The sequence below is a fragment of the Bradyrhizobium xenonodulans genome (assembly GCF_027594865.1).
Lineage (GTDB): Bacteria > Pseudomonadota > Alphaproteobacteria > Rhizobiales > Xanthobacteraceae > Bradyrhizobium > Bradyrhizobium xenonodulans.
On sequence record NZ_CP089391.1, the window covers coordinates 4,423,681 to 4,447,267 of the forward strand.

Sequence of the window (23,587 nt, forward strand, 5' to 3'; positions counted from 1 at the left end):
CTCAGTGGAGATTCGCCTTCTCCCAGGCCCGCGTATCTTTCTTGGCCTGATCGAACAGCCGCTCATGATTCTCGAGCCGGACCATCCGGCTGGCCTCCGGAGTCAGAAGTTTCCAGATCGGATCGTATTTGTGGAAGACGTCAGTCATCTGCTCGATTTTCCGCGGCGCGACGCAGTCCGTACCGAAGAGGAATCGATGCGGATGGTCGTTGATTGCCGTGGCGACGCGATTCATGCTTTCTGGCGATTCCACCGCGTATTTGGCGGTTTCGTCCCACGAAATGTCGAAGTAGACATGATCGAGCTTGGGATCCTTGAGCGCGCGCACGATGAGCTCCGCTTGATTCTCTATCGGCCGGACCACGCGGCCCAGTCCGATATGCGCCCAAATGATCTTTGTCTTCGGATGACGCTCGAACAACTCCCTCGTCTGCCGGGCGAGGAAGGGCGGCTGGTCGCTCTTGGGGAAGGGTTTGTCGATGTCGGTATGGATCATGGCAATCATGCCGACCTCGCCGGCGAAATCGAGAATGCGGCCCAGCGCCGGATTGCCGAGCGTTGCCTTTTCGCCCGCGATCTTTGAGGACACAAACTCCTTGTAAACCGAGAACTCTCCGATGCCGCAAAAGACGCCAGGGAATGTCCTGAGCACGCGGCGGATATGTTCGACGCCGTACATGTCGGCGGGATTAAACCCGGTGATCATCGGATCAAAGCGCGCCTGCTCCTCCGGCGAGAGCGACATGTAGGCCATGGCGATGCAGGCGTCCGTGAACGAGTAGTAATAGAGCGGCGCATCCGCTTGCATATAGTAGGTTGGCGCAAAGTCGCCCATCTCGGCATGAGACCAATGTTGCTGAAGCGGAAGGCCAAACAAGGTCGTCCGCTTGATCGTCGTGCCCATCATCTTAAGGAGTTCGCGGATATCTGGCCCGTCCTGGACGTAGTTCGTGAAGTGAATGTGTGTGTCGCTGAACTCATACTGTGCCGGCTGCGCCTCCGGCGCCTGTTTCTTCAACGCTACCATGGTCGTGTCTCCGTTTCGGATCTGGTGGTTGATGTGTCTCAGTCTTCCGAAGTCCCCAGCCTATGTCGCGAGTGCCATTGACAAGTAGCCGCCCACGGTAAGCAGTACGCCGGCGACCGCATAGCCGACCGGGAAGCCGACCCACGGCACCGAGCTTTCGATTTCCTTGGCGGCTTCTCGCGCTGGACCGGAATGCGTGCGCGCACCGGCGACGCCGCCCATCAGCACCGCCGCGTTGATATTCATCAGGTGATAGCCGATGGCCCACACCAGGATGGGGGGAACCGTCGTGCAGATGAAGCCCGCAAACAGGATCTTGAGCGTCAGCGCGCCGGTGAGCTGCGAGAGCAGGGCTGCGCCGGCATTGACGCCAACCATGCTGATGAAGAGGACCAGTCCGAGGTCCTCGATGATGTTGCGCGCGGCGTTCGGCGTGTTGCCGATGAAACGTACGCGGGAAGCGATGGACGAAACGATGACGCCGGACACCAGCAAGCCGGCACCGGCACCCAGCGTGACCATCGAGCCGGCCACTGGAAATCCGAGCAGGCCGATCAGGAAGCCGAGGATCATACCGATCCCCCACATCAAGAGGTCCGTGGCCGTGCTCGGACGCGCGACCTTGCCCATCAGCGCCGCAGCGTGGTCGACGGCGGACTTCACGCCGCTCACGAACAGCACGTCAAAGCTCTGCAGCTTGGTGTGGAGGCCGACGGGAATGGGCACGCCGCCACGCTCGACGCCGCGGAGCGCGATCTGCCCGGCAAAGTCGGCCGTACGGAACTCCAGCAACTCCTTGCCTACCACATCCTTGTTGGTGACCAGGATTTCTGCCGTGTCGATCGGAATATTGAGGATCTTGGCGTCCGGCACTTCCGGGCCGACAAGCCCTATGTTTTCGGTGATGGCGTCGAGCCGGCCGCCAATCGCAAGCACGTCGCCCTTCTGGAATTTGAGCTCATCCGGAGCTCCGAGCGCGTGATCGCTGCGCCCGATATTGAGAACCTTGTATTGCGGGTATTTCTTGGCGAACTGGCGCACGGACCAGCCCACGATGCCGTCATTGGTGAGCTTGTAGGCGCGGAGCGCGAGGGGGCGATAGCCGGTCAGGCCGGCATCGTCGACGTTCGGAACGCCGAATTCATCTTCGTATTTCTTCGCGGCGGCCCTGGCGTCGACACCCCACCAGCGCGGCAGGTATTTGCAGATGAGGATGATGCCGACGGTGCCCCAGATGTAGGTGAGCCCATAGGAGACCGCGATCATGCTGCTGACCTGCTCCGCCGTCTCGCCGGGTTTGAGATGAACGGCGCCCTGGCGCACGGCTTCCTCGGCCGAGCCAAGCGCAGCCGACATCGTCATCGAGCCCGCGAGAAGGCCGCCGGCCGTACCCGTCGGCATGTCCCAGAGCTTGGTAAACCCCACGGCACCCAGCATGCCGAGGCTGGAACAGAAGATCGCGAGGAAAACGAACTTGAGCCCGTCACCCTTCAGGCTGTTGACAAAGGAGGGCCCCGTCCGCAGTCCGACGCCATACATGAAGAGGTAGTAGAACAGCGACTTCGCAAAATCGTCGAACTTCATCTTGACGCCATACGACGCCGCCCATGCCGAGATCGCGGCGCCAACCACGATCGCGGACGCAACCATGCCGAGGCTGTAACCCTTGACACTGACGTTGCCGAGGATCACGGCCCCCGCCACGACAACGAACAACAGGATATAGGGATGTGCGGCCAGCCAGTTCAAAACTTGTCCCACGGCCCGTCTCCTCTTGATCGCAATCGCAGCTCTCGGCACGTAGCTCCTTGGCGGCATCCTTCCCACGCGTGGTGCCGCGCGGACCCGGTTGACTTTTCGAGGGGCTGAGCCGGCAGCATTGATCTTGATCAAGACTCCGCCAGGTCGATTGCAGAACGTGAGGCCATGACTAGGGATTGTTGCTGCAGCGCAGCAAGAGCAGGCAACATACCCGGCGGAATTGAGCTTGCTAGAGCATCTCCGGACACGTTCGAGGACGCCACGCTGGCTGGGCAACGATGGAAACATTTGCCGACTTGCTTCGAAGTCATCCAGAGCTTGCGCTCTTCCTGAGCGTCATATTCGGGCATCTGATTGGGAGATTTCATTTCAAGGGAGTTGGCTTTGGAAACGTTGTCGGCACGCTCCTCGCCGGCATAATCATTGGAATCTTCGCCAAGCCCCTCGTGCCCGACCTGCTTCGCTGGTCCTTTTTCTATCTTTTTCTGTTCGCCATCGGCTATTCGGTCGGTCCGCAGTTCTTCGGCAGCCTGAAGAGGAATTCGCTGCCGCAGGTTGCACTGGCAGTCGTCGTCGCGGCGACTGGCCTTGCGACAACCATAGCTATGAGCGTCCTTTTCGACTTTGACGAGGGGACCACGCTGGGCCTGCTTACGGGGGGTTTGACGACTTCGGCCGCACTTGGGACCGGGATCAGCGCGATCAACAGTCTGCCTATTCCAGCTGACCTGAAGGCGACGCTGGCCGCAAATGCTCCACTGGCAGATGCCATTACTTACGGCTTTGGCGATGTCGGAGTGATCTTGTTCCTGACCGTCGTTGGTCCACGGCTTATGCGCATCGACCTGAAGAGTGAAGCCGAGGCGCTCGAGGCAAAGCTGGCAGCCTTCGGACGTGACGATCAAGTACTTTCGGGCAGGTTTTTTGGAGTTCGAGCCTATCGGGTTGTCAAACCGGGCGATGCCGTTCTTACCGTTCGCACACTGGAGGACCGCTTTTCGTCCGGTCGGCTCGCTGTGCAGCGTGTCAAACGCGAAGACAAATTGCTGCAGGTTCAGTCGCAACTGGCGCTACATCCAGGCGATGCAATCGTTATCGCCGCCCGCATCGGGGTCTTCAGTGATATCGTGGACCACATCGGTCCGGAAATCACAGACGATCCGGAGCTGCTATCCGTGCCCCAGACAAGCGCATCGATCGTCGTCACGCGTCGCGCGGGGCACGGCAAGAGCCTCGCCGATCTCGGCGCCGCGACATTCGCACGCGGCATCTATCTTGAATCTTTGCGGCGGGGCCACGAATTGCTGCCGCGCGAAGCCTGGACAGTCATTGAACGCGGCGACGTTCTGCGGATAGTGGGAACGCCGGAGGATGTCGAGCGGGCGGCAGCTCACATTGGCTTTATGGAGCGCGATCTCGACAAGACTGATCTTGCATTCATCGCCGGAGGCATTTCGCTGGGTATCCTTATGGGGTTGCCCAAACTGGTTCTTTACGGAGTGCCCGTCGGCCTTGGCTTGGCAGGCGCGATCCTGCTGGTGGGGTTGGTCGCTGGTTGGGCACGGGGCCGCTACCCTGTGTTCGGTGCAATTCCTCAACCGGCTCAGCGGCTGCTCGCCGATCTTGGCCTCATCGTTTTCATCGCCGGCATCGGCCTGACTTCCGGCCCTCACGCTATGGAGGCACTGCACCGACACGGTGTCGGCCACTTCGCCAGCATTTTCCTTGCCGGAATGGTCGTCACACTCGTTCCACCGCTGGTTGGGCTTGCGTTCGCAAGGTTGGTGAAAATGAACCCGATCATGATACTCGGCGGTATCGCTGGTGCCCAAACTTGTCCACCGGCGCTTACGGCGCTGCGCGAGGTAAGTGGCAGCAACGTCGCCGCTCTCGCATATACAGTACCTTACGCTCTCGGCTATATCATCATCACGATGTGGGGAGCTGTCGTCGTCGCCATCATGCATGCTATTCGAGCATGAATGCCCACGCGGTCCAACGCGCTATAAGTCAAAGCTAGGCGGCGACCCATTCCGACTGGGGAGGAGCAGCGCATGAAAGGCAACAAGAAGGTCATCGACTATCTCAACAAGGCACTGAAGCACGAACTCACCGCCGTGAACCAATATTGGCTGCACTACCGTTTGCTCGATAATTGGGGCTACAAGGAGTTGGCCAAGGCGTGGCGCAAGGAATCGATCGAAGAGATGGTGCACGCCGACAAGCTCATCGAGCGCATCATTTTCCTTGATGGGGCGCCAAATATGCAGACACTGGAATCCCTGATCATCGGAGGGAACGTCAAGGCAGTACTTCAAAACGATCTACAGGCCGAGCTATCCGCCCATTCGCTCTACGCCGAAGCCGCGACACATTGCCATTCGGTCAAGGACTATGTATCGCGCGACTTGTTTGAAGAACTCATCCACGACGAGGAAGAGCATATCGACTTTCTGGAAACGCAGCTTGATCTGGTCGTCAGGATCGGTCCCGATTTATATGCCCAGCGCCATATTGGAGAGCTCGAAGACGACTGAATGCGAAATCTTAGTCTGCTGTTGCGTTTCTTCGATCGCTGACGAAGCCTCGGTAGGTGCAGGTCAAACCTCCCGCTTATGATTACGCGGCCGAGCCTTCCGGCGATCGCCCTAGTGATGTTCGCCCTCAGCCGAGGCCAAAGCCGTCTGACCGGCGATCTCGTCAGCCCGCCAGCACCGCACCGCATGCCCGTCGGCGCGCGTCTCAAGCGACGGCCCAGGCTCGTGCCGGCACACGTCTTCCGCGTAGCGGCAGCGCGGGCTGAAGGCGCATCCGTTCGGCGGATTGAGCGGATTTGGAAGATCGCCCCCTGTCGTCGCCAGCGGAGCATGGCGCAAGGGATCGGGGATGGCGGCGATCAGGGCCTGCGTATAGGGGTGCGCAGGCCGTTCGAAGATCTCGCGCCAGTCGCCATTCTCGACGATGCGGCCGAGATACATCACGGCCACCCTGTCGCTCATGTGCTCGACGACGCCGAGGTCGTGGCTGATCATGATGTAGGACAGGCCGAGCGTGTCCTTCAGCTCCAGCAGCAGATTGATGATCTGGGCGCGGATCGAGACGTCGAGCGCCGAGACCGGCTCGTCGCAGATGACAATTTTCGGATTGAGAATCAGCGCCCGCGCAATGCCGATGCGCTGGCGCTGGCCGCCGGAGAATTCATGCGGATAGCGATCGGCCTGCTCGGGCCGCAGGCCGACATGCCGCAGCATGGTCGCGACGCGGTCCTCGATCTCGCTTTTCGCGGTCACGCCATGGACGCGCAGGGGATCTTCAAGCGTGCGGCGAACGGTCTGGCGCGGATTGAGCGAGGCGTAGGGATCCTGGAACACGATCTGCACAATGCGGGCCAGCGACTTGCGGTCGCCGGATTGCCTTGATGTCACGACCTGCCCGTCCAGCACGATGCGGCCGCGCGTCGGCGTCAGGAGACCGAGGATCGACAGAGCGACTGTCGACTTGCCCGAGCCGGACTCGCCGACGAGGCCGAGGCATTCGCCGCGCTTCAGCTTGAGATCGACGCCGTCGACGGCACGGAGCAGCCGCCGGTTGCGACCCAACAGGCCGCCGCCCATCGGGAAATGAACCGCGAGATCCTCGACGCTGAGAATGAGATCGTCACCCGGCCTTTCTGCACCCGATTTTTCCCTGGGCTCATGCATGGTGATGACACCTCACCAGACCGCCCGCCCCCAGGAAATCCGCCGTCGGCGCGACGGTCCGGCAGATATCGGTCGCCTGCGTGCAACGCGGATTGAACCGGCAGCCCTCCGGGAAATTCGTGATCGCCGGGACCACGCCCGCGATCTCCTTGAGCCTGCTGCGGCCGAGCGCAGCACGGCTGCCCAGCCGCGGCAGGGAGGCGACCAGGCCTTGCGTATAGGGATGCGAGGGGGTGCGGAAAATATCGGCCGAGCCGCGCTCCTCGACGATGCGGCCGGCATACATGACGGCGACGCGGCGGCAGACATTTGCGACCAGGCCAAGATCGTGGCTGATCATCAGGATCGCCGTTCCCCGCTCGGCGCATAAATTACGCATCAGCTCGATGATCTCGGCCTGCACCGTGACGTCGAGCGCGGTGGTCGGCTCGTCCGCGATCAGCAGATCCGGACCGCAGGCTAGCGCGATGGCGATCATCACGCGCTGGCGCATGCCGCCGGAGAGCTGGTGCGGATAGTCGTTGACGCGCCGCTCCGGCGCGGGGACACGGACGTTCGCCAAGGCCTCGACCGCCAGCCGGTCGGCCTCCCGCCAGCTCTTGCCCTTGTGCAGTACGAACATCTCGGCGATCTGCCGGCCCACCGGCGAGACCGGGTTCAGCGCCGTCATCGGCTCCTGGAAGATCATGGCGATGCGATCGCCGCGCAGATCCCGCTGTTTGGCCGCGGAGAGATGCTGAATCTGTTGCCCGTCGAACCGGATGATTCCGCCGCCGATCGACAGCGGCGGCCGCAACAGGCCGATCAAAGCGAGCGCCGTGATGCTCTTGCCGCAACCGGATTCGCCGACGAGGCCGAAGGTCTCGCCGCGATCGATGCGGAATGAAATCCCCTCGGCCGCCGCAACGCGCCGCGATCCGTCGTCGAGATCGATGCGCAAATCCTCGACTTCGATCAGCGGTGTGCCGGTCATGCGCGGCGGCTCCGCGATTGTGGATCGAGAATGTCGCGCAGGCCATCGCCGAGCAGGTTGAGGCCGAGCACCGTCAGGAAGATGGCGAGGCCCGGAAACACCGAGAGCCACGGCGCCGTCGTGATCTGGTCGCGGGCGTCCGACAGCATGCTGCCCCAGCTTGGAAACGGCGGGCGGACGCCGAGGCCGAGAAACGACAAGGCGGCTTCGGACAGCACCGCGCTGCCCATGCCGAGCGTGCCGATCACGACGATCGGCCCGAGCATGTTCGGCAGCAGCTGCGTGATCATGATGCGCAGATCGCCGTAGCCGAGCACGGTCGCCGCCTGCACATAGCCCTGGCTGCGCAGCGATAACGCCGAGGCCCGCGCGATCCGGCACGTGAAGGACCAGTTGGTCAGCCCGAGCGCGATCAGCAGGCTGGTCAGGCCCGGCCCGAGCACCGCCATGATCGCGAGCGCGAAGATCAGCGACGGGATCGCGAGCATCAGATTGGTGAGCCCGTTGACAAAATCGTCCCACCAGCCGCCCCAATAGCCGGCGCTGAGGCCCAGCGCCACGCCGATGACGCTGTTGATGAGCTGGGAGATGATGCCGACCGTCAGCGAGATGCGGGCGCCGTAGACGACGCGGGAATAGATGTCGCGGCCCTGGTCGTCGGTGCCGAACCACCAGGTCCAGCTCGGCGGCTCCTCCGCGTTCATGAGGTTGGCGTCGAGGACGGGATCGGTGTGCGCCAGCCAGGGCGCGAGCAGGCCGACCAGGATCGCGAGCGCGAACAGCACGCCGCCGATGATGAGATTGGCGCGCAGCTTCATGCGTATCTGATCCTGGGATCGATCACGCCGTAGAGCACGTCGATCAGCAGATTGATCGCGAGAAAGGCCAGCACCACCACGAGAATGGAGCCCTGGACGGCGGGAATGTCGCGCTGCAGGACGCTGTCGACCAGCAGCGAGCCGATGCCCGGCCAGGAGAACAGTTTCTCGACAACGACCGCCTGCCCCATCAGGCCGCCGAACTGCAGCCCGACGGTGGTGAGAATGATGACGAGCGCGTTGCGCATGACGTGCCACTTCACCACGCGGGTCTCGCTCATGCCCTTGGAGCGCGCGGTGCGGACGAAATCGGCGGTCATGATCTCGAGGACGGCGGCCCGCGTGGTGCGGGCAAACAGCGCCATCGGCGAGACGCCGAGTGTCACGGCCGGCAGCAGCAGATATTTCAGGCCGCCATCGCCATAGCCGAAGCTCGGTAGCCAGCCGAGCTTCAACGCGAACAGATACATCAGCACCAGCCCGAGCCAGAACTTGGCGATGGAAAGGCCCGAGACAGCCACGACCATGGCGAGCGTGTCGACGATGCCGCCCGGCCGCAATGCGGCGATGAAGCCGAGCGGCACGCCGATCGCGACGGAAAACGCCATGGCCGCAAAGATCAGCTGCAGCGTCGGCCACGCCCGCTTGGCGATCATGGCCGTCACGGGCTCGCGGGTCCGGAACGAGGTCCCGAAATCACCTGTTACGAGCTTGGCGATATAGGCGCCGAAACGCACATAGACGGGCTGGTCGAGGCCGAGCTGCTTCTTCAGGCGCAGCTCGACCTGAGGATCGGCATCGTCGCTCATGCTCGTGACGATGCTGCCGGGAACGACGCTGAACAGCACGAACACCAGCAGCACGACGGCGAGCACGGTCGGAATGGTTTGCAGCAGACGACGGAACAGGAACGAAAGCATCGGCACTTTTCCTCTCTCCCTCCATCGCTGGTCGCGATGGAGGGAGCGCGAGAGCGCGTGTCACTTCGCGGGCGAGGTCTCGTCGACCCAGAGGTCCTCGACGTTCTGGTGAGTCAGCTCCGTCGCGTTCAGCTGAACGCCCTTGAGCCACGGCTGCACCGCCATGACCGCCTTGTTGTAGTTGAAGAACCAGACCGGCGCCTCCTCATAGAGCAGCGCATTGGCCTTCTGCAGCAGCTCGATGCGCTTGGCGGGATCGTCGGCCTGCCCGGCCTCATCGACGATCTTGTCGAAGTCGGCATTCTTGAAGTTCATGTAATTGCAGGCCGGCTGCGGCGTCGACGAGTGGAAGCATTTGAGCGCGGCCTGCGGATCCGGGCCGCTCGCCTGGGAATAGACGAAGGCCTGGTAGTCGCCGGTGCGGACCACCTCCGCCAGCACTGCCGTCTCGACCTGCTTGACCTTCGCCTTGATGCCGACCTTGTCCAGCATGGGGATGACGGCCGAGACGATCGGCAAGCCCCAGCTTTCGTTCTGGCTGGTGGTCCATTCGAATTCGAAGCCTTGGGGATAGCCGGCCTCGGTCAGCAGCTGCTTGGCCTTGGCGGGATCGTACGGATAAGGCTTCATCGCCTTGTCGTAGGCGGGCGAAGTCAGCGGCAGCCAGCTGGTGGCGCGATAGGCCTTGCCCTTGACCAGCTTGTTGATGATCAGATCGGTGTCGATCGCGTAGTTGATCGCCTGCCGGACGCGCTTGTCGGCGAACGGCTTGAACGAGGGATTCATCCCCATATAGCGCGTGAAGACCTCGGCGACCTCGACGATGGTGCCCTTGAGGGCGGCGTCGGACTGGTAGGCGACGTATTGCGCGGGCCCGAGCACCGAAGTGTCGATCTCCTTGTTGCGGAACGCGACGTCGCGCGCAGCGGCCTCGCCCATGATCGACACGACGATCTTGTCGGCATAGGGCTTGCCGGGCTTGTAGAACCGGTCCCACCGCTCCAGCACGATACGCGATCCCGGCACGTGCTCGACGAATTTGAACGGCCCGAGGCCGATCGGCTTCTGGATGAAGCTGTCCTTGGCGCCCTCGTCGGCGGGATAGATCGAGGTCAGCGCGGTGAAGAAGTAGAAGCCCGGCTCGACCTTCTCGGTCAGCTTCATCTCGAGGGTGAAGTCGTCGATCTTCTTCAGGCCGGAGATCTCCTTGGCCTGGCCTTTCTCGACCGCGGCCGCGCCCTCGATCACGCGGACGAAGCGGGCGCCGGGATAGGCCTTGGTGCCGTCCATGATGCGGTTGTAGGACCAGATGATGTCGTCCGCCGTCATCTTGCGGCCGTTGTGGAAATAGGCGTCGTCACGCAGCTTGAAGGTGTGAACGAGCCCTCCGCCGGAGACCACATCCTCCTTGGCAAGCTCCAGCACCGGCTTGCCCTCCGCCGAATTCCAGATGTAGAGCGAGCGATGCAGGGCCTTGGCGTAGATCTCGTCCTGGGCACGCTGTGTGGTGTGAATGTCGAGGCTCGTGAAGCTCGAGCCATAGGGCGCGGTCATGCGGATGGTTCCGCCCTTGCGCGGGGTCTGGGCCTCCACCGTTCCGGCGAGCGCCAGCGCCAAACCAGCAACGATCGCCACAATCCTGAGCACCATGTTCCCTCCGACAATGCAGGCGTGTCCCGACCAAGCGAGTTGATCATTCACCGCGTGTCGAATGCAAGCACCTTGAATGGGGTGACGTATGCGAGCCGGGGCTACGCCTCTCCCGCAGGCAGAGGTCGGATCGCATCCAAAGATGCGATCCGGGTGAGGGATTACGGTCTCACCGCCTATTGCGGCCCCTAGCCGGCCGAAAGCTCCGGCTGCCAGTCGCGCAGTTTCCGCGCTGCACCCGTGACATCGGTGATGGCCGGAAATGCCCCCGTCTCCACCATCATCGCCCGTGCGAGCCGCACGGCGCGGGCTTCGCTGATGGCGCGCTTCCGCGCATCCTCGATCAGCTCGAAGTCGATGTTGTGCGCGAGGCCGAAGATGCGGCGGATGGTCTTTGCAGCCGCGAAGCCGACGGTGTCGGCGAACAAACGCTGCATATAGGCTTGCCGCTCGGCCTCCAGCCGCGTGGCGCCGTTCTCACCGGCGAAGAGCGAGGCGGGATAGGCATCGCCCGCGGCTCCCGCACGCCAGAGGTCGAGGAATTTGCGGGCGAACTCGCTCCAGACCTGCTCGACTGTCTCCAGCACCCAGATCTCGAAGGCCTGCCGCTCGCCCGGGACACGCTCGTGGCCGGCGGAGGCAAAATAGGCCATCAAGAGGTTCGCCAGCACGGCGCCGACGTCGAATCCCATCGGGCCGTAGAACGCGAATTCGGGGTCGATCACCCGCGTCTGGCGCTCCGTCACCATGATCGATCCGGTGTGGAGGTCGCCGTGGAGCTGTGCCTCCGGACTTGCCATGAATTTCAGCTTCAGCCGGGAGATCGCGACATGCAGCTCCATGTCGTCGCGCAGCTCTGCGGCCAAGCCGTCGAGATAGGGCGCGGTCCAGCGGTTCTGCTCGGCGATGCGGTAGGGATCGGTGAAGATCAGATCCTCGGTGATCTTGCAGAGCGCATGGTTGCCGGCGAAGGCGGCGATGGCCTCCTTCTTGTCGGCGGCAGAGAGCGCGAGGTCGGAGGTGAAGAACAGGGTCTGCGCCATGAAGGTGGTGATGTCGTCCACAAAGCGCGGATATTGCGTTCCTGCGACCATGCCCTTGCGCATGATGATGTGGGGCTCGAGCAGCTCCATCACCGTCAGCGCCAGCGCCTCGTTGTGATGCAGCAACGCCGGCACGAGGCCGGGCGCGAGCTCGGCCTGCTTCGACAGGGCGAGATATTCGTAATGGGCCCGCGACAGCGGCAGCGGCCAGCTCTCGCCGACGAGGCGGACGTAAGGTAGCGCCTGCTTGACGGCGATGCCGCCGCTTGCCCCCTTGACGATGAAGACGAGATTGAGATTGCCGTCGCCAACCTCGGTGATCTCCCAGGCGGCCGGCTCGCCGCCGAGAAGCGCCTTGAGGTCCGGAAGGCCTGCGAGATAATCCCGCAAGGCCGCCTCGTGAAGAATTCGATAGTCCCCTGCCCGGTCCCCGGTCATACGATCCCATCCCATGTAGGGCCGGATCGTTACTCCCGCTCCAGGAAGCTCGAGCCGATCTCGGCCTTTCTTTTGATGGGATCGTAATCACAATAGACGAGGTCCGCCACCAGCGTGTAGCTGGCGCTGACATTGTATTTGTCCAGCTTGACCGAGTTCAGGCCGATGACCGAGGTGCTCTTGCCGCCGTTCCATTTGAACGGCGTCGAGCTCTTGGCCTGCTCGCAGGCCGCGACAGCCTCGTTGAAGACATAGCCCTCGACGAACGCCTTCAGCGTCCGCACCTGCACCGCCATCTTCCACTCGAAATAGCCGATGGCACCGAGACCGGCGACGATCAGCACCAAAAGCGCGACGACGATCCTCTGAAAAGTCATTCGTTCCCCCCGAAACAATATGGACAGCAAAAAAGGTCTAGAACGGCATGCCCATCAATTTCGACAGGCGCTCGATCGAGAGATAGCCGGCCTGATAGGCGAGCATGCCGAGGCCGTAGATGATCGCCGAGATGATCGTGGTCCAGATCAGCTTGCCGCCCATCCGCGTCAGGATCGGCGCGCCGGGGTCGGTGCCGGGCGCGCCGACGCCGTCCTCATGCTGGCTGCGCACGCCGAACGGCAGCGTCAGGAACAGCGCGATCCACCAGATGACGAAGTAGATCGCGAGTGCGGTTGAGATCTGGATGGCCATGGGGCGGCCCTATGCCTGCTCGATTTCGACCAGCGCGCCGGAAAAATCCTTCGGGTGCAGGAACAGCACCGGCTTGCCGTGGGCGCCGATCTTCGGCGTGCCGTCGCCGAGCACCCTTGCCCCCTCCTTCACCAGCGTGTCGCGCGAGGCGATGATGTCAACGACCTCGTAGCAGACATGGTGGATGCCGCCGTCGGCATTGCGCTCGAGGAATTTTGCGATCGGCGAGGCTTCCCCGAGCGGCTCGATGAACTCGATCTTGGTGTTGGGGAGCGTCGCGAACACGGTGATGACGCCATGCTCGGGAAGCGGGACGGCCTCCGAGATCTGCGCTCCGAATGCGGCGCCATAGATCTTCGCAGACTTGACGGCGTCCTTGGTCGCGATCGCGACATGGTTGAGCCGGCCCAGCATGTGTCTTCTCCCTTGGCGCATGATCCGGAAAAGTGTGAGCGGTTTCCCGAAAAGATCATGCGCAAACTAAACTGTCAGGACGTGTACCAGACAGGGGGGCTTTTTGCCCCAATGTTCGTTGATGACGGCCCGGACGGCGCGTCGCACCGACTCGGCCAAAGCGTCGGGATCCCTGCGGCGCGCCTTCGGCAGGCCTTCGACGGTGGAGACCACGGCATCGAACACGATGTCGTCGAAGGGCTCGCCGGCCCGGTTCTTCTCGGGAATGCCGACCAGATCGACCTCGGGATCGTCGGCGAGCTCGCCCTGCGCGGTCATGGCGATGGCGACGAAGGCGCAGCCGGAGAAGGCCATGCGGCGCCGCTCGACCACGGCGCGGGACTTGGAATCCTCCAGGATGTTGCCGTCCTTGTAGAGACGGCCCGACGGCACCTCGCCGACGATGCCGGGATCGCCGGGGCCGAGCTTGACCAGGTCGCCATTGCGGACGACCAGCACGCGGGGCACGCCGGCGGCGCGCGCGAGCTTGGCGTGCTCATGCAGGTGCAGGGCCTCGCCATGAACGGGGATCAGGAGCTGCGGCCGGGTCCAGGCGATCATGTCGCGCAGCTCGTCGCGGCGGGGATGGCCGGAGACGTGGACCAGATGGTCGCGGTCGGTGATGATCTCGACGCCTTGAAGCACCAGATTGTTGATAATCGAGCCGACCGCCTTCTCGTTGCCCGGGATGGTGCGCGAGGAGAAGATGACGCTGTCGCCGCGGTTGAGGGTGATCTCGGGATGGTCGTCATTGGCGATGCGCGCCAGCGCGGCGCGCGGCTCGCCCTGGCTGCCGGTACAAAGCGCCAGCACCTTGTCCTGCGGCAGATGGCCATAGACCTCGGGCGAGCGGAAATTCTGCACGCCGTCGAGATAGCCGGTCTCGCGCGCGACCTGCACGACGCGCTCCATGGCGCGGCCGACCACGACGACCTCGCGATCGGCGGCCCTGGCCGCGGCCGCGACGGCCTTGAGGCGCGCGACGTTGGAGGCAAAGGTCGTCACTGCGACCCGCCCCTTGGCGGCCTTGACCAGCTCGACAATGGTTTTGGCGACCTCGGCTTCCGAGGGCGAGCGGCCGTCACGCACCGCGTTGGTGGAATCGCCGATCAGGGCGATCAGGCCCGCATCGCCCAATTCGCGCAGCCGCTTTTCGTCAGTGGGACGACCGATGATCGGTGTCGGGTCGATCTTCCAATCGCCGGTGTGCAGCACGGTCCCGACGTCGGTGTGGATCGCCAGAGCGTGCGACTCCGGTATCGAATGCGCGACGGGGATGAACTCGACGTTGAACGGGCCGATATCGACGCGCCCGCCCGAAGGCACCACGGTCACCGGAATCTTCGGGGCGTTGCGTTCGGCGGCGCACTTGGCCTCGAACAGCGCGGCGCTGAACTGGGTCGCGTAGATCGGGCATTTCAGTTTCGGCCAGAGGTCGATGATGGCACCGAAATGGTCCTCATGGGCGTGGGTCAGCACCAGGCCCATCAGGTTCTTGCGTTCCTTCTCCAGGAAGCTGATGTCGGGCATGATCAGGTCGATGCCCGGCAGATGCTCCTCATCGCCGAAGGAGACGCCGAGATCGACCGCCAGCCAGGACCGCTGCTGGCGGTTGCCGAGACCGTAGATCGACAGGTTCATGCCGATCTCGCCGACACCGCCGAGTGGCGCAAACACCAGTTCGTCGGGCTTCGCCATCACGCAGCTCCCACCGAGCGGACCGGGCCAAAGAACACCTCGCCGGCCGCCACCGGCAGGCGCCGGCCGTCCTCGGTACGGACGATCAGGCAGCCGGTGTCGTCGAGGGTGTCAAAAATGCCTTCCAGCGTCATCGTTCCCGTGTTGATCGCGACCCGCTCGCCGAGGCCAGCGGCGCGCTCCAGCCAGAGTTTTCGGATCTCGGCAAAGCCGCGGCCATTGTCCCAGATACCGCGGAACTCGACCCACGCGTCCGACAGCGCCAAGAACAGTTCCTCCGCGCTGATCTGGACGCCGAGCGCGGCGAGCGAAACAGCGGGCGTGGGCGTGCCTTCCGGAGCTGCCACGACGTTGGTCCCAATGCCGACGACCACCGCCAGACGGTCGCCGACCGCCTCGGCTTCGAGCCCGATGCCGACGAGCTTCTTGCCGCCAGCGAGCACGTCGTTCGGCCATTTCAGCGCGTAGCGGGGACGGCCCTCGCCGAGGCGGAGCGCAGCCTCCAGGCTGACCTTCTCCAGCGCCGCCTCCTCCGCCAGCCCGGCCGCAAAGCCGAGCGTGGCAGCGACGGCGGGCGCGACGTCCAGGACCTCGAGGATGCTGGCGGCGAGATTGCCCTTCGGCGCGATCCAGGGGCGCTGGCGCCGGCCGCGGCCGGCGGTCTGCTCGGATGTGACGAACCACATCGGGCCGCGTTCGCCGGCTCTTGCGTGTTCGATCGCCTCGGTATTGGTCGAGCCGGTCCGTTCGAAAGCCGCGAGCTTGTAGCCCGCCGATTGTGCGCGAGGACCGAGCGCGAACCCCATCCTAGAACAGCGACTTGGCGGCGGCGGAGGCGACGCTCACCACCGGGCCCGCGAACAGCGCGAACAGGATGGTGAACAGGCCCGAAACCGCCAGCACCGTCTTCACCTCGACGCGCATCGGATCGACCTGACCGGCCGGCTCGTCGAAATACATCGTCTTGACGATGGCGAGATAGTAGTAGGCGCCGACCACGCTGGAGAGCACGCCGACCACGGCGAGCGTGAACAAATTCGCCTTGATGGCGGCGACGAAGACGTACCATTTGGCGAAGAAGCCGGCGAGCGGCGGAATGCCCGCGAGCGAGAACAGCAGCATCGCGAACATGAAGGCAAGCAGCGGATTGGTGCGCGACAGGCCGGCGAAATCGCTGATCTTCTCCAAAGCCAGGCCGTTGCGCTTCATGGCGAGGATGACCGAGAACGAGCCGAGCGTCATCGCGACATAGATCACGATGTACATCAGCACGCCCTGCGCACCCTCGACCGTGCCGGAGGCAAGACCGACCAGGGCAAAGCCCATATGGCCGATCGAGGAATAGGCCATCAGGCGCTTGATGTTGCTCTGGCCGATCGCTGCGAACGACCCCAGCGCCATCGAAGCGATCGCCACGAACACCAGGATCTGCTGCCATTGCGAGACGATGCCGGGGAACGCGGTCAGCGTGACGCGGGTGAACACGGCGAGCGCGGCCACCTTCGGCGCCGAGGCGAAGAAGGCGGTGACCGGCGTCGGGGCGCCCTCATACACGTCCGGCGTCCACATGTGGAACGGCACGGCCGAGACCTTGAAGCAGAGGCCGGCAAGCAGGAAGACCAGGCCAAAGACGAGGCCGACATTCGACACCGTCGCGGCCGCGGCGATGCCGGTGAAGCTGACGGTGCCGGTGAAGCCGTAAATCAAAGAGGAGCCGTACAGCAGCATGCCCGAGGACAGCGCGCCGAGCACGAAGTACTTCAGGCCGGCCTCGGTCGACTTGGCGTTGTCGCGGTTCGAGGCCGCCACGACGTAGAGCGCGAGCGACATCAATTCGAGGCCGAGATAGAGCGAGATCAGGTCGCCGGCCGAGATCAGCACCATCATGCCGAGCGTCGAGAGCAGCACCAGGATGGCGTATTCGAAGATGCGGCGCGACGGGTCGGACAGGAACTCGGTCGACAGCACCAGCGTCACCGCCGAGCCGATCAGGGCCAGGATCTTCATGAAGCGGGCGAAGTCGTCGACGATGAAGCTGCCGCCGAAGGTCACCTGCTTGCCCGCGGGCAGCATGTATTCGAGCACGCCGACCACGACCAGGAGCAGGACCGCGAGCGAGGTCACCGCCTTGGTCGTCTCCTGCCCGCGATAGGCCCCGAGCATCAGAAGCGCCATCGCGCCGACCGCGAGCACGATCTCGGGCAGCACCGGCGCCAGTTGATAACCTGCAGTCTCAAAGCTCATGGCGATATCCTGACCTGCCCGATCACTGGAGCAGTGCGGCGGCCTTCACGGCCGTCACAGCGGTGTTGTAGTTGTTGACGAGTTGCTGGACCGAGGCGGCCGACATGTCGAGCACCGGCTTCGGATAGACGCCGAATAGGATCGTCAGCGCGATCAGCGGGAACAGCGTCACGCACTCGCGCAAGGTGAGATCCTTCATGCTCATCAGCGACGGCTTGACCAGCGCCCCGAACACGACCTTGCGGTAGAGCCACAGCGCGTAGCCCGCCGACAGGATCACGCCGAAGGTGGCGAAGAACGCGGTCGGGATCGAGACCTTGAAGGTGCCGAGCAGCGTCATGAACTCGCCGACGAAGCCCGAGGTGCCGGGCAGACCGACATTGGCCATGGTGAAGACCATGAAGGTCAGCGCGTAGAGCGGCATCCGGTTGACGAGGCCGCCATAGGCCGCGATCTCGCGGGTGTGCATGCGGTCGTAGACGATGCCGACGCAGAGGAACAGCGCGCCGGAGACGATGCCGTGCGAGATCATCTGGAACACGCCGCCGGCGACGCCCTGCATGGTGCCGGCGAAGATGCCCATGGTGACGAAGCCCATATGCGCGACCGAGGAGTACGCGATCAGCTTCTTCATGTCCTCCTGCATCAACGCCACCAGCGAGGTGTAGATGATGGCGATCGCCGAGAGCGTGAACACGAACGGCGCGAAATCGTGCGAGGCCAGCGGGAACATCGGCAGCGAGAAACGCAGGAAGCCGTAGCCGCCCATCTTCAGCAGGATCGCGGCCAGAACCACCGAGCCCGCCGTCGGCGCCTCGACATGCGCGTCGGGCAGCCAGGTGTGCACCGGCCACATCGGCATCTTCACCGCGAAGGAGGCGAAGAAGGCCAGCCACGCCCAGGTCTGCAACGAGCGCGGCACCGCGGTGTGCATCAGGGTCGGGATGTCGGTGGTGCCGCCGTTCCAGTACAGCGCCATGATGGCGAGCAGCATCAGGACCGAGCCGAGCAGCGTGTAGAGGAAGAACTTGAACGACGCGTAGACCCGGCGCGGACCGCCCCAGACGCCGATGATCAGGAACATCGGGATCAGGCCACCCTCGAAGAACAGATAGAACAGCACGAGATCGAGCGCCGAGAAGGTGCCGATCATCAGCGTTTCCAGGATCAGGAACGCCATCATGTATTCGCGGACGCGGTTCGTGATCGCCTTCCAGCTCGCGATGATGCAGAACGGCATGATCGCGGTGGTCAGAATCACCAGCGGCAGCGAGATGCCGTCGACGCCCATGTGGTAGGTGATGCCGGTGGCGAGCCAGTTCGCCTTCTCGACGAACTGGAAATCGGCATTCGCAGGGTCGAAGCGCATCACCAGGATCACCGACACCGCGAAGGTGATCAGCGTGGTCCAGAGTGCGATCCAGCGCGCATTGCGCCGGGCGGCCTCGTCGTCACCGCGGCTGAGATAGACGATCAGCGCGCCGACCAGCGGCAGGAACGTCGTGACCGAAAGGATGGGCCAGGTTGTCATTTACTGGCCTCCAAAGCCGAACATGAACCAGGTGATCAGGCCGGCGGCACCGATCAGCATGGCGAAGGCGTAGTGATAGAGATAGCCGGTCTGGATCTTCACGACGTTGCGGGTGACGTCCAGCACGCGCGCCGAGACGCCGTCGGGACCGAAACCGTCGATGATGAAGCCGTCGCCCTTCTTCCAGAGCTGATAGCCGATCCACTTCGCCGGACGGACGAAGATGAGGTCATAGAGCTCGTCGAAGTACCATTTGTTGAGCAGGAACTGGTACAGCATCGGCTGCTCTTTAGCGAGCTGCACAGGGATGTACGGCCGGCGGATGTAGAACAGGTACGAGACGAGGAAGCCCAGCACCATCATCACCGTCGGCAGGAAGGCGATGGTCTCGGGGATGTGGTGCATCTCCTCGATGATATGCGGGTTCATCTTCACGGACTCGCGGAAGAACTCCTCCACGCCGTGACCAGCGAACAGCTCCTTGAACGGGAATCCTGCAATGATCGAGCCGACCGCGAGCACGCCGATCGGGACCAGTATCCAGAGCGGGGCCTCATGTGCGGCTTCGTAGTGATGCTCGTCATGCGGCTCGCCATGGAAGGTCTTGAAGATCAGGCGCCAGGAGTAGAACGAGGTCAGGCCGGCGGCGACGACCGTCATCAGGAAGCCGTACATCGCGAACGGATTGTGCGAGGCGTAGGCGGATTCGATGATGGCGTCCTTGGAGAAATAGCCCGCGGTGAGCGGGAAACCGGTCAGAGCCAGCGTGCCGACCACCATCACCGCGTAGGTGTAGGGAATCTTCTTCCACAGGCCGCCCATGTTGCGGATGTCCTGCTCGTGGTGCATCGCGTAGATCACCGAGCCGGAGCCCAAGAACAGCAGCGCCTTGAAGAAGGCGTGCGTGAACAGATGGAACATGCCGACCGAATAGGCCCCTGCCCCCATCGCCACGAACATGTAGCCGAGCTGCGAACAGGTCGAGTAGGCGACGATGCGCTTGATGTCGTTCTGGACGAGACCGATGGTCGCGGCAAAGAACGCGGTGGTGGCGCCGAAGAACATCACGACGGCCTGCGCGTTCGGCGCGAGCTCGAACAGCGGCGACAGGCGCGCCACCATGAAGACGCCGGCGGTGACCATGGTCGCGGCGTGGATCAGCGCCGACACCGGCGTCGGGCCTTCCATCGCGTCCGGCAACCAGGTGTGCAGCAGGAACTGCGCCGATTTGCCCATCGCGCCCATGAACAGCAGCAGGCAGGTCAGGGTCAGCGCGTCGGCGTGCCAGCCGAAGAAGTCGATGGTCTTGCCGGTGAGGCCGGGTGCGGCGTGGAAGATCGTCTCGAAATCGGTCGAGCCGGCCAGCACGAAGATCGCGAAGATGCCGAGCGCGAAGCCGAAATCGCCGACGCGGTTGACGATGAAGGCCTTGATGGCGGCCGCGTTCGCCGACGGCTTCTGGTACCAGAAGCCGATCAGCAGGTAGCTGGCGAGACCCACGCCCTCCCAGCCGAAGAACAGCTGCACGAGGTTGTCCGCGGTCACCAGCATCAGCATCGCGAAGGTGAACAGCGAGAGATAGCCGAAGAAGCGCGGCCGGTTCGGATCCTCGTCCATGTAGCCGATGGAATAGAGGTGAACGAGCGAGGACACGGTCGTCACCACCACCAGCATCACGGCGGTGAGCGTGTCGACGCGCAAGGTCCACCAGACCTGGAGCTCGCCGGAGAAGATCCAGGGCAGAAGCTGGATCCTGTAGTCATGGTGCATGAAGCCGACGTCGACCAGCGTCATCCAGGACAGCGCGGCTGAGACGAACAGCAGCGCCGTGGTGATCAGCTCGGCGCCGCGCGAGCCCGCCGCCGGCGGCTCGGTCGGGCCGTGGCCGTGGTCGTCGTGACCGTCGCCGGGTTCGTGGTGGCTCTCATGGATGACCGAGGCATCCTCGTTGATCGTGTCGGACGCATGCGCGTGAGCACCATGGCCGTGGTCGCCATGATGCTCGACCTCGTCGCCCGAGGGGTTGCGGCCATGCGCGCCGACGAGCGCAATCAGGCCGGCCAGAATGGCGCCCAGGAGCGGCAGGAAAACAATTGCCTGAACCATGACTGAGCTCAGCCCTTCATCAGATTGACGTCCTCAACCGCGATCGAGCCGCGGTTGCGGAAATAGACCACCAGGATGGCGAGACCGATCGCGGCTTCAGCGGCCGCAACGGTCAGCACCAGCAGCGCGAAGACCTGGCCGACGATGTCGCCGAGGAAGGTCGAGAATGCCACGAGGTTGATGTTGACCGAGAGCAGGATCAGCTCGATCGACATCAAGATGACGATGATGTTCTTGCGGTTCAGGAAGATGCCGAGGATGCCGAGCGTGAACAGGATCGCGCCGACCGCCAGATAGTGTCCGAGCCCGATCGTCATTTCACCCACTCCGCCGCGTCGGCATCCGAGAGCCCCTGCCCCGGCGCCACCTTGCGCATCGCCATCGCCATTTCGGGCGTGCGCGCGTTCTGAACGTTGATGTCCTGCCGCTTCACGCTCGCCTTGTGGCGCAGCGTCAGCACGATGGCGCCGATCATGGCGACCAGCAGCACCATGCCCGAGAGCTGGAAGTAGTGGATGTACTTCGTATAGAGCACCAGCCCCAGCGCTTCGGTGTTCGAGACGTTGGTCGGGATCGCCGCCGTGATCGTCTTGGCGACGCCGGGGTTGATGACCCAGAAACCGACGGTGAGCAGCAGCTCGAACAGGAAGATGCCGCCGATCACGAGGCCCACCGGCAAATACTCAATGAAGCCCTCGCGCAGCTCGAGGAAGTCGACGTCGAGCATCATGATCACGAACAGGAACAGCACCGCGACGGCGCCGACATAGACGACGATCAGGATCATCGCCAGGAATTCGGCACCCATCAGCACGAACAGGCCGGAGGCGTTGACGAAGGCCAGGATCAGGTACAGCACGGAGTGCACGGGATTGCGCGAGACAATCACCATCACCGCCGAGGCGACGCAGACGCCGGCGAAGAGATAGAAGAACAGCGCGGGAAGGATCATGCTCTCATCTCACCGGTAAGGCGCGTCGAGCTCGATCGCCTTCGCGATCTCGCGTTCCCAGCGGTCGCCATTGGCGAGCAGCTTGGCCTTGTCATAGAACAGTTCCTCGCGGGTCTCGGTCGCGAACTCGAAGTTCGGACCTTCGACGATGGCATCGACCGGACAGGCCTCCTGGCAGAGGCCGCAATAGATGCACTTCACCATGTCGATGTCGTAGCGCACGGTGCGGCGGGTGCCGTCGTTGCGGCGCGGGCCGGCTTCGATGGTGATGGCCTGCGCCGGGCAAATGGCCTCGCACAGCTTGCAGGCGATGCAGCGTTCCTCGCCGTTCGGATAGCGGCGCAGCGCATGCTCGCCGCGGAAGCGCGGCGAGATCGGGCCCTTCTCGAACGGATAGTTCAGCGTCGGCTTCGGCTGGAAGAAATAGCGCATGGCGAGGAAGAACGCCGAGACGAATTCCGACAGCAGAAGCGAGCGTGCAGTGGCGTTGATGTTGATACCCATGACGGCCCTCACTTCGGCGCGATGCCGGCGAAATGCAGCACGCCGGCCACCACGATCACCATCGCCAGCGACAGCGGCAGGAACACCTTCCAGCCGAGACGCATCAGTTGGTCGTAGCGGTAGCGCGGCACGATCGCCTTTGCCATCGCGAACAGGAAGAACATGAAGAAGACTTTGAGCGAGAACCAGATGATCCCCGGCACCCAGTTGAAGGGCGGCAGGTCCACCGGCGGCAGCCAGCCTCCGAGGAACAGGATCGTGGCCATCGCGCACATCGTGACGATCGCGACGTACTCGCCGAGCATGAACAGCAGATACGGCGTCGAGCCGTACTCGACCATGAAGCCGGCGACGAGCTCGGACTCCGCCTCGACGAGGTCGAAGGGCGGACGGTTGGTTTCCGCCAGCGCCGAGACGTAGAAGATCACGAACATCGGGAACAGCGGCCAGACGTACCAGTTCAGGATGGTGAGCTGCGGCAGCCCGATCAGGCTGGCGAGGCCGCGCGCATGCTGGGCCTCGACCACGGCCGACAGGTTCAGCGTGCCGGCGCAGAGCAGCACCGTGATGATGACGAAGCCGATCGAGACTTCATAGGACACCATCTGCGCCGCCGAGCGCAGTGCGGCCAGGAACGGGTACTTCGAGTTCGACGACCAGCCGGCCATGATGATGCCGTAGATCGACAGCGACGAGATCGCGAAGATGAAGAGAATGCCGACATTGATGTCGGAGATCACCCAGCCGAGATTGGTCGGGATCACCGCCCAGGCGGCGAGCGCGAGCACGCACGACACCAGGGGAGCAAGGAGAAACACGCCTTTGTTGGCGCCGGCCGGAATGATCGGCTCCTTCAGCACGAACTTCAAAAGGTCCGCGAAGGATTGCAGCAGGCCCCACGGGCCAACCACGTTCGGACCGCGGCGGATCTGCACCGCCGCCCAGATCTTGCGGTCGGCGAGCAGGATGTAGGCGATCGCGACCAGGAGGACGACGAGCACCAGGACGCTCTCCGCGACCATGATGATCAGCGGCCAGAGGAAACCGGTCCAGAATGCGCTTTCGAAGAATTCCATCA

The 23,587-nt window shown here is 63.4% G+C and carries 22 protein-coding genes; 2 read left to right on the forward strand and 20 right to left on the reverse strand.

Features of this window, described 5'->3' with window-relative positions:
- Window position 1: 1 nt before the first annotated feature.
- Window positions 2-1,027, reverse strand: coding sequence for an amidohydrolase family protein (locus I3J27_RS20795; RefSeq protein WP_270160309.1), 1,026 nt, complete (start codon window positions 1,025-1,027; stop codon window positions 2-4).
- Between the two features lie 60 nt (window positions 1,028-1,087).
- Window positions 1,088-2,788, reverse strand: coding sequence for an aspartate:alanine exchanger family transporter (locus I3J27_RS20800; RefSeq protein WP_270160310.1), 1,701 nt, complete (start codon window positions 2,786-2,788; stop codon window positions 1,088-1,090).
- Window positions 2,789-3,066: 278 nt separating this feature from the next.
- On the opposite strand from I3J27_RS20800, the gene I3J27_RS20805 reads away from it, so the two are divergent.
- A complete protein-coding gene (locus I3J27_RS20805) occupies window positions 3,067-4,770 on the forward strand; it encodes an aspartate:alanine exchanger family transporter (protein ID WP_270160311.1) in 1,704 nt (567 codons plus the stop codon).
- A 72-nt stretch (window positions 4,771-4,842) separates the two neighbouring features.
- Entirely contained in the window at window positions 4,843-5,325 is a 483-nt protein-coding gene (gene bfr, locus I3J27_RS20810; protein WP_270160312.1) for a bacterioferritin, read from the forward strand.
- Between the two features lie 111 nt (window positions 5,326-5,436).
- On the opposite strand, the gene I3J27_RS20815 is transcribed toward bfr, so the two are convergent.
- From I3J27_RS20815 to nuoH, 18 genes are all read right to left on the reverse strand, one after another.
- A complete protein-coding gene (locus I3J27_RS20815) occupies window positions 5,437-6,489 on the reverse strand; it encodes an ABC transporter ATP-binding protein (RefSeq protein ID WP_270160313.1) in 1,053 nt (350 codons plus the stop codon).
- Window positions 6,482-7,462: an ABC transporter ATP-binding protein gene (locus I3J27_RS20820; RefSeq protein WP_270160314.1), complete on the reverse strand. Its 981-nt coding sequence runs from the start codon at window positions 7,460-7,462 to the stop codon at window positions 6,482-6,484. Before I3J27_RS20820 ends, I3J27_RS20815 begins: the two co-directional genes overlap by 8 nt.
- The gene (locus I3J27_RS20825) at window positions 7,459-8,280 is read right to left on the reverse strand and encodes an ABC transporter permease (protein ID WP_270160315.1); all 822 of its coding nucleotides are present in this window, start codon (window positions 8,278-8,280) and stop codon (window positions 7,459-7,461) included. Before I3J27_RS20825 ends, I3J27_RS20820 begins: the two co-directional genes overlap by 4 nt.
- Window positions 8,277-9,200 (reverse strand): ABC transporter permease, encoded by a 924-nt coding sequence (locus I3J27_RS20830; protein ID WP_270172852.1) that lies wholly within the window; start codon window positions 9,198-9,200, stop codon window positions 8,277-8,279. The genes I3J27_RS20825 and I3J27_RS20830 overlap by 4 nt, the downstream gene beginning before the upstream one ends.
- 60 nt (window positions 9,201-9,260) lie before the next feature.
- A complete protein-coding gene (locus tag I3J27_RS20835) occupies window positions 9,261-10,850 on the reverse strand; it encodes an ABC transporter substrate-binding protein (RefSeq protein ID WP_270160316.1) in 1,590 nt (529 codons plus the stop codon).
- Window positions 10,851-11,038: 188 nt separating this feature from the next.
- Complete coding sequence (gene mtnK, locus I3J27_RS20840) at window positions 11,039-12,331, reverse strand: S-methyl-5-thioribose kinase (RefSeq protein ID WP_270160317.1); 1,293 nt, start codon at window positions 12,329-12,331, stop codon at window positions 11,039-11,041.
- Window positions 12,332-12,360: 29 nt separating this feature from the next.
- On the reverse strand, window positions 12,361-12,708 hold the full coding sequence (locus tag I3J27_RS20845; protein WP_270160318.1) for a hypothetical protein: 348 nt from the start codon (window positions 12,706-12,708) through the stop codon (window positions 12,361-12,363).
- Window positions 12,709-12,745: 37 nt separating this feature from the next.
- Window positions 12,746-13,021, reverse strand: coding sequence for a DUF1467 family protein (locus tag I3J27_RS20850; RefSeq protein ID WP_270160319.1), 276 nt, complete (start codon window positions 13,019-13,021; stop codon window positions 12,746-12,748).
- Between the two features lie 9 nt (window positions 13,022-13,030).
- The gene (gene mce, locus I3J27_RS20855) at window positions 13,031-13,435 is read right to left on the reverse strand and encodes a methylmalonyl-CoA epimerase (RefSeq protein WP_270160320.1); all 405 of its coding nucleotides are present in this window, start codon (window positions 13,433-13,435) and stop codon (window positions 13,031-13,033) included.
- 66 nt (window positions 13,436-13,501) lie between these two features.
- Window positions 13,502-15,172, reverse strand: coding sequence for a ribonuclease J (locus I3J27_RS20860; protein WP_270160321.1), 1,671 nt, complete (start codon window positions 15,170-15,172; stop codon window positions 13,502-13,504).
- Complete coding sequence (locus I3J27_RS20865) at window positions 15,172-15,978, reverse strand: biotin--[acetyl-CoA-carboxylase] ligase (protein ID WP_270160322.1); 807 nt, start codon at window positions 15,976-15,978, stop codon at window positions 15,172-15,174. The genes I3J27_RS20860 and I3J27_RS20865 overlap by 1 nt, the downstream gene beginning before the upstream one ends.
- Window position 15,979: 1 nt before the next feature.
- Window positions 15,980-17,416 carry an NADH-quinone oxidoreductase subunit NuoN gene (nuoN, locus tag I3J27_RS20870; protein WP_270160323.1) on the reverse strand — a complete coding sequence of 479 codons (1,437 nt, stop codon included), beginning with the start codon at window positions 17,414-17,416 and terminating at the stop codon, window positions 15,980-15,982.
- Window positions 17,417-17,438: 22 nt separating this feature from the next.
- Complete coding sequence (locus tag I3J27_RS20875; protein WP_270160324.1) at window positions 17,439-18,947, reverse strand: NADH-quinone oxidoreductase subunit M; 1,509 nt, start codon at window positions 18,945-18,947, stop codon at window positions 17,439-17,441.
- Complete coding sequence (gene nuoL / locus I3J27_RS20880) at window positions 18,948-21,053, reverse strand: NADH-quinone oxidoreductase subunit L (RefSeq protein WP_270160325.1); 2,106 nt, start codon at window positions 21,051-21,053, stop codon at window positions 18,948-18,950.
- An 8-nt stretch (window positions 21,054-21,061) separates the two neighbouring features.
- Window positions 21,062-21,370, reverse strand: coding sequence for an NADH-quinone oxidoreductase subunit NuoK (gene nuoK, locus I3J27_RS20885; protein WP_008547737.1), 309 nt, complete (start codon window positions 21,368-21,370; stop codon window positions 21,062-21,064).
- A complete protein-coding gene (locus tag I3J27_RS20890) occupies window positions 21,367-22,005 on the reverse strand; it encodes an NADH-quinone oxidoreductase subunit J (RefSeq protein WP_270160326.1) in 639 nt (212 codons plus the stop codon). Before I3J27_RS20890 ends, nuoK begins: the two co-directional genes overlap by 4 nt.
- Window positions 22,006-22,014: 9 nt before the next feature.
- Window positions 22,015-22,503 carry an NADH-quinone oxidoreductase subunit NuoI gene (gene nuoI, locus I3J27_RS20895; RefSeq protein WP_027529879.1) on the reverse strand — a complete coding sequence of 163 codons (489 nt, stop codon included), beginning with the start codon at window positions 22,501-22,503 and terminating at the stop codon, window positions 22,015-22,017.
- A 14-nt stretch (window positions 22,504-22,517) separates the two neighbouring features.
- Complete coding sequence (gene nuoH / locus I3J27_RS20900) at window positions 22,518-23,585, reverse strand: NADH-quinone oxidoreductase subunit NuoH (protein WP_270160327.1); 1,068 nt, start codon at window positions 23,583-23,585, stop codon at window positions 22,518-22,520.
- Window positions 23,586-23,587 lie beyond the last annotated feature (2 nt).

What these genes read in the sequence shown, in the direction of transcription:
- I3J27_RS20830 (WP_270172852.1), bottom strand. Translation starts at nt 9,200, where the DNA reads ATGCTTTCGTTCCTGTTCCGTCGTCTGCTGCAAACCATTCCGACCGTG.
- nuoL (WP_270160325.1), bottom strand. Translation starts at nt 21,053, where the DNA reads ATGGTTCAGGCAATTGTTTTCCTGCCGCTCCTGGGCGCCATTCTGGCC.
- I3J27_RS20845 (WP_270160318.1), bottom strand. Translation starts at nt 12,708, where the DNA reads ATGACTTTTCAGAGGATCGTCGTCGCGCTTTTGGTGCTGATCGTCGCC.
- nuoN (WP_270160323.1), bottom strand. Translation starts at nt 17,416, where the DNA reads ATGAGCTTTGAGACTGCAGGTTATCAACTGGCGCCGGTGCTGCCCGAG.
- I3J27_RS20890 (WP_270160326.1), bottom strand. Translation starts at nt 22,005, where the DNA reads ATGATCCTTCCCGCGCTGTTCTTCTATCTCTTCGCCGGCGTCTGCGTC.
- bfr (WP_270160312.1), top strand. Translation starts at nt 4,843, where the DNA reads ATGAAAGGCAACAAGAAGGTCATCGACTATCTCAACAAGGCACTGAAG.
- I3J27_RS20815 (WP_270160313.1), bottom strand. Translation starts at nt 6,489, where the DNA reads ATGCATGAGCCCAGGGAAAAATCGGGTGCAGAAAGGCCGGGTGACGAT.
- I3J27_RS20795 (WP_270160309.1), bottom strand. Translation starts at nt 1,027, where the DNA reads ATGGTAGCGTTGAAGAAACAGGCGCCGGAGGCGCAGCCGGCACAGTAT.
- nuoK (WP_008547737.1), bottom strand. Translation starts at nt 21,370, where the DNA reads ATGACGATCGGGCTCGGACACTATCTGGCGGTCGGCGCGATCCTGTTC.
- mtnK (WP_270160317.1), bottom strand. Translation starts at nt 12,331, where the DNA reads ATGACCGGGGACCGGGCAGGGGACTATCGAATTCTTCACGAGGCGGCC.
- mce (WP_270160320.1), bottom strand. Translation starts at nt 13,435, where the DNA reads ATGCTGGGCCGGCTCAACCATGTCGCGATCGCGACCAAGGACGCCGTC.
- I3J27_RS20865 (WP_270160322.1), bottom strand. Translation starts at nt 15,978, where the DNA reads ATGGGGTTCGCGCTCGGTCCTCGCGCACAATCGGCGGGCTACAAGCTC.
- I3J27_RS20850 (WP_270160319.1), bottom strand. Translation starts at nt 13,021, where the DNA reads ATGGCCATCCAGATCTCAACCGCACTCGCGATCTACTTCGTCATCTGG.
- I3J27_RS20825 (WP_270160315.1), bottom strand. Translation starts at nt 8,280, where the DNA reads ATGAAGCTGCGCGCCAATCTCATCATCGGCGGCGTGCTGTTCGCGCTC.
- I3J27_RS20860 (WP_270160321.1), bottom strand. Translation starts at nt 15,172, where the DNA reads ATGGCGAAGCCCGACGAACTGGTGTTTGCGCCACTCGGCGGTGTCGGC.
- nuoH (WP_270160327.1), bottom strand. Translation starts at nt 23,585, where the DNA reads ATGGAATTCTTCGAAAGCGCATTCTGGACCGGTTTCCTCTGGCCGCTG.
- I3J27_RS20805 (WP_270160311.1), top strand. Translation starts at nt 3,067, where the DNA reads ATGGAAACATTTGCCGACTTGCTTCGAAGTCATCCAGAGCTTGCGCTC.
- I3J27_RS20835 (WP_270160316.1), bottom strand. Translation starts at nt 10,850, where the DNA reads ATGGTGCTCAGGATTGTGGCGATCGTTGCTGGTTTGGCGCTGGCGCTC.
- I3J27_RS20820 (WP_270160314.1), bottom strand. Translation starts at nt 7,462, where the DNA reads ATGACCGGCACACCGCTGATCGAAGTCGAGGATTTGCGCATCGATCTC.
- I3J27_RS20875 (WP_270160324.1), bottom strand. Translation starts at nt 18,947, where the DNA reads ATGACAACCTGGCCCATCCTTTCGGTCACGACGTTCCTGCCGCTGGTC.